Origin of the sequence: Algoriphagus sp., assembly GCF_046296635.1 — a bacterium.
Taxonomy (GTDB): domain Bacteria; phylum Bacteroidota; class Bacteroidia; order Cytophagales; family Cyclobacteriaceae; genus Algoriphagus.
The window spans coordinates 172,885-188,449 of sequence record NZ_JBKBKZ010000005.1 but is presented as its reverse complement, the minus strand read 5'-3'; the positions used below and the strand labels follow the sequence as shown (position 1 = coordinate 188,449).

11 protein-coding genes are annotated in these 15,565 nt (G+C 40.0%); 9 read left to right on the top strand and 2 right to left on the bottom strand.

Going from position 1 to position 15,565, the window contains the following annotated elements:
* Positions 1–115: 115 nt before the first annotated feature.
* Positions 116–343 carry a hypothetical protein gene (locus tag ACK4HU_RS06000; protein ID WP_409804279.1) on the top strand — a complete coding sequence of 76 codons (228 nt, stop codon included), beginning with the start codon at positions 116–118 and terminating at the stop codon, positions 341–343.
* A 337-nt stretch (positions 344–680) separates the two neighbouring features.
* Here ACK4HU_RS06000 and ACK4HU_RS05995 read toward each other — a convergent pair whose 3' ends face one another.
* Both ACK4HU_RS05995 and ACK4HU_RS05990 read right to left on the bottom strand, forming a co-directional pair.
* The gene (locus tag ACK4HU_RS05995; protein ID WP_409804276.1) at positions 681–2,522 is read right to left on the bottom strand and encodes a metallophosphoesterase family protein; all 1,842 of its coding nucleotides are present in this window, start codon (positions 2,520–2,522) and stop codon (positions 681–683) included.
* Complete coding sequence (locus ACK4HU_RS05990; protein WP_409804274.1) at positions 2,519–3,577, bottom strand: phosphatidylinositol-specific phospholipase C1-like protein; 1,059 nt, start codon at positions 3,575–3,577, stop codon at positions 2,519–2,521. The genes ACK4HU_RS05995 and ACK4HU_RS05990 overlap by 4 nt, the downstream gene beginning before the upstream one ends.
* A 172-nt stretch (positions 3,578–3,749) precedes the next feature.
* Here ACK4HU_RS05990 and ACK4HU_RS05985 point away from each other — a divergent pair, with 172 nt between their 5' ends.
* From ACK4HU_RS05985 to ACK4HU_RS05950, 8 genes are all read left to right on the top strand, one after another.
* Entirely contained in the window at positions 3,750–5,570 is a 1,821-nt protein-coding gene (locus tag ACK4HU_RS05985) for an alkaline phosphatase (protein ID WP_409804272.1), read from the top strand.
* 388 nt (positions 5,571–5,958) lie between these two features.
* Positions 5,959–6,582: a TetR/AcrR family transcriptional regulator gene (locus ACK4HU_RS05980; protein WP_409804270.1), complete on the top strand. Its 624-nt coding sequence runs from the start codon at positions 5,959–5,961 to the stop codon at positions 6,580–6,582.
* A gap of 206 nt (positions 6,583–6,788) precedes the next feature.
* Positions 6,789–7,904 (top strand): efflux RND transporter periplasmic adaptor subunit, encoded by a 1,116-nt coding sequence (locus ACK4HU_RS05975; RefSeq protein ID WP_409804268.1) that lies wholly within the window; start codon positions 6,789–6,791, stop codon positions 7,902–7,904.
* Position 7,905: 1 nt separating this feature from the next.
* On the top strand, positions 7,906–11,049 hold the full coding sequence (locus tag ACK4HU_RS05970; RefSeq protein WP_409804265.1) for an efflux RND transporter permease subunit: 3,144 nt from the start codon (positions 7,906–7,908) through the stop codon (positions 11,047–11,049).
* Between the two features lie 6 nt (positions 11,050–11,055).
* A complete protein-coding gene (locus ACK4HU_RS05965) occupies positions 11,056–12,399 on the top strand; it encodes a TolC family protein (RefSeq protein ID WP_409804263.1) in 1,344 nt (447 codons plus the stop codon).
* 83 nt (positions 12,400–12,482) lie between these two features.
* Positions 12,483–13,148: a DUF2461 domain-containing protein gene (locus tag ACK4HU_RS05960; RefSeq protein ID WP_409804261.1), complete on the top strand. Its 666-nt coding sequence runs from the start codon at positions 12,483–12,485 to the stop codon at positions 13,146–13,148.
* A 118-nt stretch (positions 13,149–13,266) separates the two neighbouring features.
* Complete coding sequence (locus ACK4HU_RS05955; RefSeq protein ID WP_409804258.1) at positions 13,267–13,623, top strand: arsenate reductase family protein; 357 nt, start codon at positions 13,267–13,269, stop codon at positions 13,621–13,623.
* A 337-nt stretch (positions 13,624–13,960) separates the two neighbouring features.
* The gene (locus tag ACK4HU_RS05950) at positions 13,961–15,499 is read left to right on the top strand and encodes a glycoside hydrolase family 88 protein (protein WP_409804256.1); all 1,539 of its coding nucleotides are present in this window, start codon (positions 13,961–13,963) and stop codon (positions 15,497–15,499) included.
* The last annotated feature ends 66 nt before the right edge of the window (positions 15,500–15,565 follow it).

Sequence of the window (15,565 nt, the reverse complement as noted above, 5' to 3'; positions counted from 1 at the left end):
GGTTATAAACCTAAAAGCCGAGCGGATTCCGTTCGGCTTTTTTATGGATTTGGTAGTTTTGACAATTGGTTTTTAGAAATTTTGAACTATACTCCTAAATTTGTAAAATTGTATTATGGAAAAAATCTTAATTGAGCCTACAGATAAATCCAAACTTGAACTAGTAAAGTCAATGCTTGATGCTATGCAAATTAGTTTTCTAGTCATTGCAGAGGATATTCTGGAAAAAGATAAAATTCTTTCGGACATAAAGGAAGGCTACCAAGAAGCGAAGGATATGGAAACAGGAAAGGTAGAATACAAGACTTATTCATCCTTTTCAGCAATGGAAAATGACTTATAAATTAGCCTTTACGAAAACCTTCGGAAGGGAATTAAAAAGACTTAAGAAAAAATACCCTTCAATTTTGGCAGACCTAGACAAAGTAGCGGTGGAGCTTTTAGCAAAACCTTCTCTCGGTGATCCTATCTACAAAAATTGCTTCAAAGTAAGGGTTCCGATTTCCAGTATGAAAAAGGGAAAATCCGGATCGGCTAGGGTTATCACCTATGTTGTTTACTCACAATCCACCATATTTCTAATCGCTATTTTTACGAAAGCAGAAAGGTCTTCAATTTCAGACAAAGAAATTAAGGAATTGATTAGGAATTTGGAGGATTGAAAGTAGAATTTTTTTAATTTAGCAGACTGATAGCGGATTTTTCTTCACACTCAAATCCTGAAGGTCAATAAAGAAGTCATCAGAAGGAAGTCCATCGCTAAGTCTTCCGAATATCCTCAGAAAATCAGAGAACTGAGCACTCAAAGGTCCACCCTCGGCTTTTAGATTTTTCTTACTCAAACTTCTGTACAGATCCATTCGTGCCACGGGAATTTTGCTACTGCCAAGATCGCCCCCATTTTTGATGAAATAGAAGTCCTCCATAAGTTCCCCTTTTTGGTCGGTGTTTTTGATGGATTTTAAAAAAGTGTTCAGCAGGTCTTCTCTTTCTTCCAAAGGTGAATCAATCCATTTTTCGATTTGAGATTGGGAAATTCCATTCACCAAAATCCCCAACTCACTTGGCCAGTCCGATTTCAAAAACCGCAATCGGATCAATTCCTGAAGGTGAAACTGCGTGAATTCTTCATAATCTTTAGCTTCCAATACGTTCAAATTCCAGCGGTTGGTATCCGTTTTCTGGCTAAGCCACTGATGCTCCATTTTGTAGAGATCGAAAAACTCGTCAAATCGATCTACTTTCTGCAAAAGATGAGTTTGTACTTTCATGATATTTTCTGATTCTAGATTCATGATTTTGTAAGCAGGAGGGAAGGCTGCGAGTGACGGCACTTGAATATTCACCAAATCTTCTCCCTCATCGCCATACCACTTTCCTGTATTATTGATATGCATGTGCCCTGCAAAATGCACCCGAATTCCAGCGGCTGCGTAGAGTTCGGACACTTGCTTTTCGGGAACTCTGCTCAATTGAAATTTTCCATCTCCAAAGAGTTGCTTCATTTCTTCAGAGGCTCCCTCATGAAAGTCCGTCAGAGGGTAATGACTGAATGAAACCAGCGTTTTTCTCCGCTTTTTGGCTTCTTCGCTTATCTTTTTAATCCAGTCCAGTTGGTGCTGCTTTGTTTTGGATGCTAAGTTGAAACCAATACTGGAACCACTCCAAGCTGTGGAATCTGATTGATTTGGATTACCTGTGTAGGTGTACACATTTCCGTCAATCGCCAGAAGCCACAGCCCATCCACAGGCTCGACTAGGTAGCTGGCGTCGGGTAGCATCCAGCCTGATTTAGGATCCGGAAAAAGCCGGGTTCGGATGGATGATTCATTGCTGATTTTTTGAAAATTATACCCTTCGTAATCGAAAGGCATAAATGGATGTGTCCAGAATAAATCCTGCTCGCCAGGACTGAATCCAAAGCCTTTTAATTCCTCACAGATCTCGAAATAGCCCCAGTTTTTGACCTGAGGACTTATGGCACTATTATTTTGGACAGCTTTTTTAGGATCACTAGAAACCGCTTGGTTTTGCCCATTTTCTCCCATGAAATCGGATTTACCATCGGGCCCACCAAAAGGTGAAACCGGATCATGATTTCCCGTAGTGATGAAAAAACGCATTCCGTGCTGATCAGCATACTTTTGCAGGATCCTTTTCAAAGCCAAAATATTCATTGGCTGACCATCGTCGGTGTAGTCACCCGGAAGTGCGACAAGCTTGATTCCTCGCTTTCTCAAATCCTCCAGCGCTGCAAGTAGGGCAAAATAATTTTCATTGAAAAGGCGCGTGGAATTCAGCTGACTTTCCATTGTGCGGATGGTGGCAAACTTGCCATTTCGAGAATTGAATACCCCTTGAAAATCATCCGATTGGAAATCTCCATACACATCCTGTAAATGGATATCTGCCAAAAAAGCCACTTTAGCTTCCAGTCCAGATTGCGCCAAAAGTGGTGCCTGAGGCCAGGATAACAAAATTCCCGAACTCAGAAGTGCAGGAATAAGATAGGAGTACTTCACTTTTGATTTAGGATTGGATTAGCCCGCTCGAAGGTTTTGTTTTCGAAGTTCACCGAATAGTCGGAGGGAAACAGGCTAGATGGAACGTAGTAGTCGGTGGAAATGACTTGCGCACCTGAAGCTTTCGCCTTTTCGAATTTGGTATAGTCACCTGTACGGGCCTCTTTGGTGTCGGAGTCTGCACGAGTTCGGATGATGTATCCTTTTCTTACCAAATCCTGAATGTAGCTTTCGTTGGAGATGGGATCATTTATAATTCTAAAGCCTGCTTCCGGATTTCCTTCTTTCAAATTAACAAAGAGGACTGCATTTTTGAGTTTTGGCTTTTCGCCGAGATATCGCCTGATTTTTTCTTCATTTTCATCCAGTACAAAAAGAAATTTTCCTCTTACTGCGTCTATTTTCGGCCAGTTCCCAGCCAAAACAGCTTTTTCCAATGATTCATATTTCCCTCTGACTTGATCAGGAGTGATCAGTTTATCCATTCCAAGATATGTCCGAACCTCCAAATCGATGCTATCCAAGGCTGTTCCTGTAAAAGACAGTGGACTGATAGTCATCGGAACTTGTCCGTCTTTGGCGTTGATCAAAACGAATATGGGATGATGATCAGAATTCTGATCGCTCCAGGATTTCAACTCTAAAAGTGCGTTTTTGAAAAGTAGGTGATGAGATTGAACATCGAGGTCCTGCACATGAAAAAGCTTGAGCCCAGGTTCCTCGAGTTCCTTTTTAGTGTCGAAAATTGTGCCTGTGGGAAGCATTTCCAGTGCCTTAGGATTGGAATATTTCCCTCCCATCGGATCATGAAAGACATCGAGTTCCAGATTTCGAAGTCCTAAGTTCAACTGTTCGGAAAGCGGTAGGTGCACATATTCCAGAGTTTGCGCTGCCGTTGGGTTGATTTTGTTCAGATATTCCAAAATGGGAGCTGGCATGGCACTTTTGTAGCTGTTGTGGCTTCCGATGACTTGAGTTTCATTGAGCTTTTGACCAAATGAGGGAATGCAGCAAACAAGGAGGACTGCCAGAATTAAAATTTTGAAGTAGTTCATGATGATTATTATCAATTGGAAAGATGGTGGATTGAAGCCGGGTTTAATTTAACTCAAAGTCAAGTTTATGTTACCGTTTTTGGGATGTTTCCTCGATTTTACCCTTTTGTTAAGTCATCGGAAAAGCGAGACTTAAGTCCTGATATTTGAACATTCAACCTTATTTTTGTGAATGAAGAATCTAAAAAAAGCCTTTTTCGCCACCGTATTTTTATTTCCGGTTCTGCTTTTTGCCCAGCAGGATTTCAAACTCCATTCTCATAACGACTACTTGCGGAATGTGCCTTTTTGGGAGGCTTTTGGTGCTAGCGCTGCTTCGATTGAAGTCGATGTCATTTTACAAAATGGCAAACTGATGGTTGCTCATGAGAAAGAAACGATCAAACCTGAGCGGACCCTTCGCACACTTTACTTTGAGCCTATCCAGAAGGCCGTCGATTTAGGGATGATCGAAGGGTTTGATTTTCATCTTTTATTAGACAGCAAAACCGAAGCCTACAGTACCCTGGAAGCTATTGTGAAAGATGTGGCTGATTTTGAGGGAATTCTTTTTTCCAAACAAAATCCCAATGGATTGAAATTGATCATCTCAGGAAATCGTCCCATGCCTGAAGACTACACTAAGTATCCGGAGTGGATATTTTTTGACTACCAAAGCAAGATTTTGACCGCCGACCTACCTTGGGAAAAGATAGGAATGGTGAGTTTGAGTTTCAGACAGTTCTCCGTTTGGAATGGTAAAGGTAGAATCGTCGAATCCGAGAAGGTGAAATTGGAGGAGTTTATAGGGTTGGTTCATTCCTTTCAAAAACCAGTTAGATTTTGGGCTTCGCCCGACAGTAAGTCAGCCTGGAAAGCATTCTATGACATGGGCGTGGACTACATCAATACGGATCAGCCTGCCATCGCTCAAAGTTATCTGAGTACACTTTCTCGAAATGTGTATGCCAATGATATCAAGCATTCTGTTTATCAACCGACTTTTGAATCAGATGGTAAGGTATTGGCGGTGAAAAATATCATTCTACTTATTGGTGATGGAAATGGCTTAGCGCAGATTTCCGCAGGACTTTTTGCAAATGGTGGAAACTTAAATCTGGCCCAATTGAAAAATATGGGATTGATCAAAACCCAGGCAGCGGATGATTTTACGACGGATTCGGCAGCTGGAGGTACTGCTTTTGCCACAGGCAAAAAAGCAAACAATCGAGCTCTGGGAATGAGCCCGGAAGGCACCGCACTTCCAAATCTTCCTGAAGTTCTAGCTGAATACCATTTTACCTCTGGAATAATAACCTCCGATCAGATGACCGGTGCAACTCCGGCCGCATTTTATGCGCATCATCATGAGCGGGACGATTCCGATCAAATTGCTGGTTATTTACCGAATAGCAAACTTGATTTATTTATTGGAGGAGGTGAAAAAGCCTTTGAAAGTCAAGTGCCCAATTTAAAGGCTAGCGGGTTTGACCTACTCGATCAACTGGATCAGATAGGGATCTCTAAGGCTGGGCGGGTTGGATATTTTTCGGCCCCAGGTTCTGTTCCTTCCATAGAAAAGGGCAGGGGAGATTTCTTGAGTACAAGTGCCTTGGGCGCTGTTACTTTTCTCCAAGGTAAAAATCAACCAATTTTTTTAATGATCGAGTCCTCTTTGATAGATTCCGGGGGGCACGCTAATAGCACTTCGACCATTGTCACTGAGATGTTGGATTTTGATCAGGTGATTGGGGATATGATGCAGTTTGCGGACGAAAATCCGGGTACATTATTGATCATCACGGCAGATCATGAGACAGGGGGAGTTTCTATTCCTCAGGGAAATTTGAAGAATGGGGAAGTTGAACTCGCCTATCATAGCGATGATCACACGGGTATTTTGGTTCCGATTTTTGCTTACGGACCGCACTCTGATATGTTCAGAGGAATTTATGAAAATTCGGAAGTATTTGATAAGGTGATGGAATTGGTGAGGAAGTATCATTCGAAGTGAGGGGGCAATGATTTTAGACTAAAAATCCCTGATTTTCAAACACCTGATTAGTTGTTGAGCAAAATATTTTGCCTTCATTTCTTGCAATGGATTTCTATTTCTTTCTAAGGAAAGGGTTTTGGTTTCAGGTGCGATCCACGTAAAAATTGCAATGAAAATGCTGGAAGGCACATGAAATCAAGCCTGCCTGAGGCAGACAGGCATGACTAAAAAGTCACACACTGGGATGATTATTCGAAATGCGAGATTCCACCTGCCTGCCGGCAGGCAGGTGTGGCAATTAAAAATCAATTATAAACACATGAAATCACAATCTTTCAAAACAAATATTTAGAAATTTTTTAAACCTTTTTTCTTCACGTTGATTATAAAATGACTAACAGTCATTATGAAGAAAAACAAGCATCACTCGCCTGAATCCCGCAGACAACAGATTCTTCTAGCTGCAGAAATAGTTCTACTCAAAGAAGGAATTGAAAATTTTACAATCGATCAGGTCATTTCCCATGCCCAAATCGCGAAAGGCACAGTATATAAATATTACAAAAGCCGAGATCACCTTTTCGCTGAAATGTCTGTCAAATCAGTGGAAATGCTCTTTACTTCTTTTAAGAGCTCTGTAGTCGGGATAGAATCCAGTATTGAAAAGATACAGTCGGTGATTAAATCCTGTTACCAATTTTATAGAAGCTACCCTCAGTATTATGGCCTGTTAAATTATTTTGAAAGAGCGGATATCAATGCAAATGAAAAGCAGCAATACATGGAAATAAGCATGCAATTGCAGGTTTTTATTGAAAGGATCATTGAAGAGGGTAAAAGTTCCGGCGAAATAACTACCTCGGTTTCGGCGCAATTCATTGATTTTATCATCTGGTCAAGTACCGTCGGAATGATACAATTCATTGAAAATAAGAAGAATCTGATTCCAGACTTCAAAGCTTTAAACCAGCAACATTTGATCAATGATTTTGCAAAACTTATTACGGCTGGGTTAAAAAATCAAGCATGACCTAGAGAGGTATGAAGGGATGACTTTAAAATATGCGAAGATTCCACCTGCCTGCCGGCAGGCAGGTGTGGCCCTTAAAAAACAAATTATAAACACATGAAATTAATTTTTTTAAACAAAAATGACTGTTAGTCATTATATCATTTGAAAATAAAAATTCCTTACCACTCTTATCTACTTACTTCTGATTTTAAAAAATCATCGAAATGAAATCAACAACTACCTCACTCATCCTTTTACTCTTTTCGCTTCTTCTATTCTCGTGTGGAAAAGAAGAAGAAGCATCGGAGGCAAATGTCAAAAAAATAGATTTGGCAACACTGGGCCAAATCGAAAAATCCAAGCTGCAGTTGCTTAAGGTAAACTCCAAGTCCAAACAAGTTGAAGAACTGATCAGTGGTCGGGTGATCGCTAAGAACCAGACCCAGCTTTTTGCTGAAGTACAGGGATTGATTTTACCAAATCCTATTACCTTGAAAGCAGGCAACAAATTCAGAAAAGGGGATAAACTTATTTCGATAGATTCCAGAGAATTTTCTTTGAATCTTAAAGCTCAAAAAAGTGCTTTTTTGAATGCTTTAACCGGAATAATGCCAGATTTGAAATCGGATTATTCAGATAATTTTCAGGCTTGGCTGACTTATTTGGAAAATATTGACTTGGAGGCTCCTTTGGCTGAGCTTCCGGGAGCAAAATCTAAACCTGAACAGTTTTTTATTACATCCCGAGGAATTTACACTTCTTATTTTGGTCTTAAAGCTCAGGAAGAACGACTTTCAAAATACACCATATACGCGCCTTACAATGGTATTTTCACCCAATCCATGATAGATGTAGGGGGCCTGGTATCTCCGGGCCAGACATTGGGTACTATTATTTCTTCAGATCAATTTGAGATCGAAACCGGTGTGTCCTTGAAGATCGGTTCCCAACTCAAAACCGGAGACAAAATAAGCTTTACAAGTAATGAGGTTTCGGGCAGCTGGATCGGTACTGTGATCCGAATAGGGGGAACTGTAGATGCACAGACTCAAAATATCCCAGTTTACTTTTCGATTGCAGGGCAGAATATTCTTCCTGGGATGTACCTCAGAGGGCAATTTTCATCTGCGAATTATGAAGATGTCTTTGTAATCCCAAATGTTGCCTTGGATAGAGATCGCAGTGTTTTGGTGCTTAATGAAAATCTTATTGTAAGCAAAGTGGTGGAAATGGTTCAGGTTTTTCAGGATTCTACTTTGGTCAGAGGACTTGCTGAAAACGATCAGGTAATTCTCACGCAATTTGTACAGCCAATGGTCGGAAAAAAAGTAGCGCTGTAAGATGAAGAAGATTATTGAATTACTAGCACAAAAGCCTAGGACAGTGGACATTCTCATAGGAATGATCCTCGTGGTGGGATTGATCTCTTTATCAACAATGCGGTCAAATTTTCTGCCACCGGAGCCGGTGAATTTTATCCTCGTCAATGCAGTCTACAGAGGTGCCTCTCCACAGGAAGTAGAAGAAGATGTGGTAAATAAAATTGAGGAAAAACTGGAAGGTCTTAAAGGGATCGAACGGGTGACTTCAACATCTACAGAAAGTTTCGCCAGTGTAAGAATCGAAGTTTCGGAAAAAGCCGACAGAAATGAAGTCCTTCAGGATATCAACAATGCGGTAAATAGCATTACCACATTTCCCCGTGGATTGGATGTCCCTGTAATTACAAAAGAAGAGATTTTGAATTACACCATGACGCTTGCGGTAGTGGGTGAAGGCACTTTGTGGAATTTAAAAGATTATGCGAAGGAGGTTAAGGATGAATTGATCCTCAATCCCAGTCTTTCTCAAATCTTTATCAGTGGTTATCCCGAGGAAGAAATTGAAATCAAGGTTCGTGAAAATGACCTTCGGGCTTACCAGCTGACATTTGATGAAGTAAGTTCGGCGATTAGTCAAACCAATCTCAAAGCTTCAGGTGGTGAACTGGAAACAGGTTCGCAGCGAATCTTAATCAGGCTGGATAGTCGAAATTATTATGCCAAAGACCTGCTCAATACTGTAATCAAAGCCACTCCTGATGGCAAGGTTGTCTATCTCAAAGATGTGGCTCAGGTGCAGGATCGATTTGCTAATAAGCCTGACCAGAGTTTTGTCAATGGAGAGCAGGCCGTTATTATTAAGGTTTTTAGCCGCGGCGAAGAGGATATTCTTCAAAATGCAGAAATCCTCAATCGATACGTAAAAGATTTCAATTCCAAGAATGCCCTGTTCAAGATCGTCATTATCGAAGATCGGGGAATCCCATTGAGTGACTCAATTGCCAGACTTCAAAACAATGCATGGCAGGGTATATTACTTGTTCTGATCGTATTGGGATTGTTTTTGGATCCAAGAATAGCATTCTGGGTAGCCTTTAAGATTCCTGTGGCACTTCTGGGCATGTTTACCCTTAGCTATTTCTATGATCTCACGATCAATCAGGTTTCGCTTTTTGGGACAATTATAGTTCTTGGAGTGATCGTAGATGATGGTGTGGTAGTGGCAGAGAACATTTATGAGAAATTCATGAAAGGCCTCACCCCACTTCAGGCGGCTATTCAAGGAACGATTGAGGTGATCCCTGCAATTGTTTCCTCATTGATCACCACCGCTTTCGCATTCAGCATTTTCTTCTTTTTTGACGGACAATTAGGGGATTATTTCTCTGATGTTGCCTTTGTAGTTTGTGCTACCCTTTTCATCGCTTTGCTGGAAAGCTTGTTTTTTCTTCCGGTTCACATCGCTAGATCAAAAGCTTTGAGAAGAGATGATAAACCTTGGAAACTGACTCAGATTACCAATAATTCATTGATCCGCTTCAGAGATTTCTTCTATTCTAAAGTGATCCGAGGTAGTTTGAAATTTCCCATTATCCCAATCCTGGCAGTAATTAGCATCATGGTGTTGACAGTCATGGCCTTGGGTTCAGGATTAATTAAAAGTACCTTTTTCCCAAATATTGATCAGGACATGGTCACCGCTCAAATCGAACTTTCCTTGGGAACGGATGAGCGAATTGTTCGTGAAAAGCTCGACAGAATCGAAGCAGCTGTGTGGGAAGTAAACGCTGAATATTCAGCCCAGCGATCTGACTCGCTTCAGGTGGTCAACTTTGTGGAAAAGGTTATCGGTCCCAAATCCAATGAGGGCTTTTTGAATATCTATATGCTTGAAGGAGACAAGCGAAATATTCTTTCTTATGTCGTGGCGGGCAAAATTCGGGAAAAAGTGGGTCCAATACCGGAAGCGAGAAATTTGGCATACAAGAGTCTGTCTGCCTTCGGTAAACCGGTATCCATTGCCTTGATCGGTAAAAATACCGAGGATCTCCGAGTGGCAAAAACCATGCTCAGGGAGTATCTGGAGACGAGGGATGATCTAAAAGATGTGACCGATACAGACAAACAAGGCATGCCTGAATTAGAAATGACATTGAAGGAAAATGCCCGACTGCTTGGCTTTTCTGAGGCACAGGTTTTTGATCAGATTCGAAAAGGATTTTTCGGCCTGGAAGCCCAAAGTCTTCAGCGGAATGATGAGGAGGTCAAAATTTGGGTACGATATGATGTAGAAGATCGCAGGTCAATTCGTGATCTGGAAAATATGCGATTGTCTCTGCCAAATGGTTCTTCCTACCCCATGAGTGAATTGGCAAATTTTGAATACAAAACCAACGTCACAGAAATCAATCACCAATCTGGAGTCCGTGAACTCCGAGTGGAAGCAGACATTGCCAATTTGATGGTTTCAGTTCCCGGAGTTTTGGCAGATACAGAAGCAGGAGTTTTGGCAGAAATTAAAAGTCGATTTCCGAACATTCGCTACACATTGGAGGGTGAGGCACGACTTTCTTCAAAAACTCAGGCCTCCAGTCAGGGACCTACTACACTGGTTTTTATTCTGATTGTGGTGATTTTGCTGTTGAACTATCGCTCAATCAGTAAAACCTTAGCGATTCTCTCCATTCTGCCATTTGCATTCATTGGCGTAGCGTGGGGCACATTTATCCATGGTATCCCAGTCAGCATCTTTTCTTTTTTGGGATTGATCGCCTTGTGGGGGATTTTGATCAATAATGGTTTGGTACTCGTCTCCACTTACAATGACAACCTCCTAGCAGGGATGAAAATTAAAGATGCCCTTTTGGAGGCTGCTATTTCCCGATTTAGACCTATTGTACTGACTACTATTACCACGGTTTTTGGATTGGCACCCCTGCTTTTGAGCAATTCTGTCAGTGCACAATTCATCAAGCCTACGGCAATTGCTATCGCCTATGGTTTGATTTTCGGTCTGGTGCTTTCACTTACTTTATTGCCTTCTATTTTATTGCTAATCAACAGGTTGAAAGTAAAACTTTACCACATCAGGAATAGAAATTCAGATAAAGCACCGGAAGAATTGGACGTAGTCCTGAAAGAAATCAAAAACGAACTAGCCTAATCAATCATGCGAAAAATACTGTTTATAGGAATTCTATTGTTGGGTTTTGAATTAGCCGTTTTCGGGCAGGAAAACTCTGGCTTACCATTGATGACTTTGGAGGAGGCAGTTGACCTTACGATTGCCAATAACAAACAACTTAAGATTCAAAAAAATCTAGTGCAAATCTCTGTTAATAATGTTTTCAAGGGCAATGCCGGTCTTATGCCAACTTTGAGTTTGGCAGGTAATGGGGTTTTTGGTGAAAATCAGGCTAACATCGATATCCGGACTTTTCAGGAAAATCCTCCTTTGGTAAGCATTGAAGAAGATGGCGTACAATCCACCACACTATCCGCAGGAATCAGGGCCGATTATTTATTGATTGGAGGGTTTAGAGGGAAATACACTTATAAGCTTCTGGAAAATCAGCAAAGCATCAGTCGGTACCAGCAAGAGTTGGTGATGAATGAATTAATCCTTGGGGTTTCCAATCTATACTATGATATCGCAAAGCTGCAAAGTCGTGAAGAACTGTTGATCGAAAACGTAGCTATAAGTCGAGAGCAATTAAGGCGAATTGAAAATCAGATCGAATTTGGACAGGTCACAGGCGCATTGTCTTTGGCTGCGCAAACGGATATCAATCAGGAATTGAATGCGCTGGATGATGTCCGATTGATCAAAAACAACCTGATCAAAGAACTGAACTTTCTGATGGGAATAGCTCCGGAGGAAGCCTATCTGGTGTCAGTGAATTTTCAGGACCCGCCATTAATTGAAACCTCGGAGTTGAAAGAATTGGTTGTCCGAAATAATCCGGAATTGAAAATCACGGACGGGTATATTTCAGCCGCAATGAATCAACTTAAAATAGCCGAATCGGCTAAATATCCGCAGTTGAACGCATTTGCGGACTACGGTTATTTCCGTCAGGAAAATGATGCTCAGCAATTGAAAAAATTGGAAACACTGGGATACACAGCTGGATTATCGCTCAATGTTTTGCTTTTCGATGGCAGCCGGGTCAAGAATAAGATCAAAAATTCAAGAATTGAAATTGAAAATTCCCAAACTCAAGCTTCATTAACTGAGGATGAATTGATTAAAGAAGCAGTAAAGGAACAAAGTCAACTTTTGATTTTGAAAGCCAAGCTAATTCGGCAAGAAAATGATCTTGCGACTTTCAACGATAATTTTTCGAGAACTCAGGAGCGATTTGAACGAGGGTTGGCCAGTAGTCTTGATCTGCGGGAGGCTCAACGGTCTTTGTTGAATGCTAAAATTGGAATTACTGATGCCAAGTTGGATATACTCAAATCAGTGGCAAAACTCCGAAACCTGATGGGAAGCGATTTGGAGGGATTGTGAAGATGGATCTTAAACTGAGAAATTAATCTGATTTCTGTGGTGAAGCATTACAAATAAGAATAATTTATTTAATCCAATAAATCATGAACAAGAAAAAAGCAATCTTAGAATTTTTGAAAGACCTAAGCAAGAATAACAGCAAAGAATGGATGGATGCCAATCGGGACAGATATGCTTTTGCAAAAGATGCGTGGCTTGAAGAAGTTCAAAAAATATTAACTCTTTTGAGCAAATTTGATAAAACTTATTTTGATCATTTTAAACCAAAAGACTGTATATCCAGAATTACTAACAATAGGATGTACAATCCAAACTTGCCTGTTTATAAAGACTTTTTCACCTTCTCAATAATGGACAAGGTAGATAGTTTTTCACCCTTACATATTTCTATTGGCGTAGAAAATTCATTTATAGGCTGTGGCTATCATAGTCCAGACAAACAAACTTTAAAGAATATTAGAGATTCTATTGATTTCGATGGAATGTCCTTACAGACCATATTGGAAAATAGAACCTTCAAAGACTTTTTTGGTGGACTTTCTAATTATACCGAAAAACTGAAAACAAGTCCACAAGGATATGCCAAGGATCATCCATTTGTGGAATATCTGCGGTATAAAAATTATACAGTTGCCCGAAACTTGACACACGAAGAATTCGAAGGCGATAACTTTATTAATTTGATAGAGAAAGCATACACGTTCTCTACTCCATTTAGGGACTTTTTAAAAAAGGCTAATTCTTTTTGAATACTTAAAGAGCGGCTATAGAAGCCATTTACCAATATTAGATTTAGAAGCAATGTCATTCAATCAAAAGACAAGCAATAATATTTAATTAAATTTTAACCATAAAAATTAAAACAAAATGAGCAACAAAACAATTATTTACGGTATGCCAAGTTGTGATACTACTGCAAAAGGTATAAAATTCTTAGAAGAAAACGGCATTAATTTTGAATTTCACAATTACAAAAAAAGTGGTGTGACAAGAGAAATCATAGAGAATTTATTTTCCATTCTCGATAAGAAAGAGGTTGTGACACCTCAAGGACTTATCTTTAAAAAATTAGACAAAGAAGTTCAAGAAAAAATTATGAATGACAATGATTTTGCAATTGAAAAACTTATAGAGAACCCTTTTATGATAAAAAGACCAATCGTTGTTAGAGGAGCGATTGCCATATCAGGATTTAAAGAAGCACTATGGAATTCATTAATATAAATGGACGGTTACCAGAGTGAACAAGTTATAAAACAATTAGAAAAACGAAAGGGCGGATATTTTTACATTACAATTTCAGCAAATTTTGTAAATCAATTTCAGAATAAGCGTCATACACGTTTTCTTTGCACATTGGAAAGGGATTTAACTTTCCAATGTGGTCTTAATCATCTTGGAGATGGAAACTTTTTCATCCTTTTATCTGCCAAAAAATCTCACTAAAGTGGGTATGATTTCACCCTAATAATTTGCCAATGGAAATACGAAAGCCGTATTTTTGGCCCTAACACCATCCAGAATGGATTTTAGTTTTGACCTTTAAATGAAATCGCAACTAATGAATAGAAGAAAATTTTTGGTTAATGGGGCTATTGTTGGTGCCGTTTCCATAGCCTTCATCAAAGATGGATTTGCATTGATATTAAAAGATTCTAATTCCAATGATTTCCGTCAACTTTCCACTGACTCACAATTTCCTGTCAAAACTGTAGATCCGGCTAAACGAATTCCATTAGGATGGGAAGCTTTTCCGATCCTGACAAAAGATGAAAATTCACCGACGGTAATTTCCTTTTCCAAGTCAAGAAAAAAAACAAAAACCGATTCCATTTTCCTCCGTCTGAGTTCAGCTTTGGATCTTCGGGAGCATGTAAAAATCAAAGCTTTTCTACCGAAATCAAAAATCGAACTGGGTATTTTTGATATTCGATATTCTCATCCTTTTCAACCTTTTGAGCTGGAGATTTCTGCATCTTATTACCGACAGATTCTCAAGGAAGGTATTGGCTTAGAATTGATACAGGGAAGTAAAGAAGCGTGGTTTTATGGTTTGGACGCACAGCGTCAAGATAATTCCGGGTTGCAGCCACATTTATTCTTGCCTGAAAAAACAAACAAGGAGGATGCTTTCTTTAAGAATCTTTATTCCATGAATTCTTTCAGTCCTTTTGGTTGGTTGGGAGGATGTGTGCAAGATGGCCTATTTGAACTTCATAAACAGGGCAAATCACCCGCCACAGCGACTCTTAAAACCCAATTGAATTCTTACTTGGACCCTGAAAAAGGAATTATTTTCGAAAGTCCACATACTATCCCTATGGATGGTAAATTCAATAGTTTGGAGGATTTTTTACCATTTGCCGCCATAGCAAATTTGTACCCGGACCATATTTCTATTTTGCGGGCACTGGAATACATCCAAAAACTTAAAAACCCATCAGAAAGAGATTTCACTGGTGATGTCACCACAGAGGGATGTTATACCTTGGCCTATCCACTTTCAGTAATAGCGTGCCAAAGGAAAAACAGGAAATTGGCGGAGTTGGCTGTTAATCACCTATTGCTTAGGCGAGAATATTTGTCTGAAACAAGCAGCATTTACCAAAGATCGACTTCAGATAGCCATAAAACATTTAAGAATTGGGGTCGGGGAGTGGCTTGGTATTTATTGGGAATTGTTAAGACCCTTCGGGAATTTGAAAATTCAGATTTCGGAAAAATTGACGGATTGGAAGAAATCCGAAAAGATTTTGTGAAGCAGTCTGGTTTTGTTTTGGGGCTTCAAAATCCTAATGGCATGTATTACTCCTATATCGATCTTCCCGAAACGGGTGTGGACACCTCCGCCACTGCAGGTATCGCAGCTGCTTTTGCATGGGGATTTCGAATGGGAATTCTGGGTGAAGAATTTAACAATGCAGCAAAATTGGCTTACCAAGGCGTACAGGAATATGTTTCCGAAGATGGCTTTCTGAGATCGGTTTCACAGATCAATAGAGGAGGAGAAGACCTCCAAAAAAGCGGATACCGGGTAATAACCCAATTTGGTATGGGTTTGGTGGCACAGCTTTATGCAGGGTTGAATGAAGTAAAATAAGAATTTCTATCGATGATTAACCCTTCACTTCAGATTAAAGAAAGGAAGTTTGATACATGTTTAAAT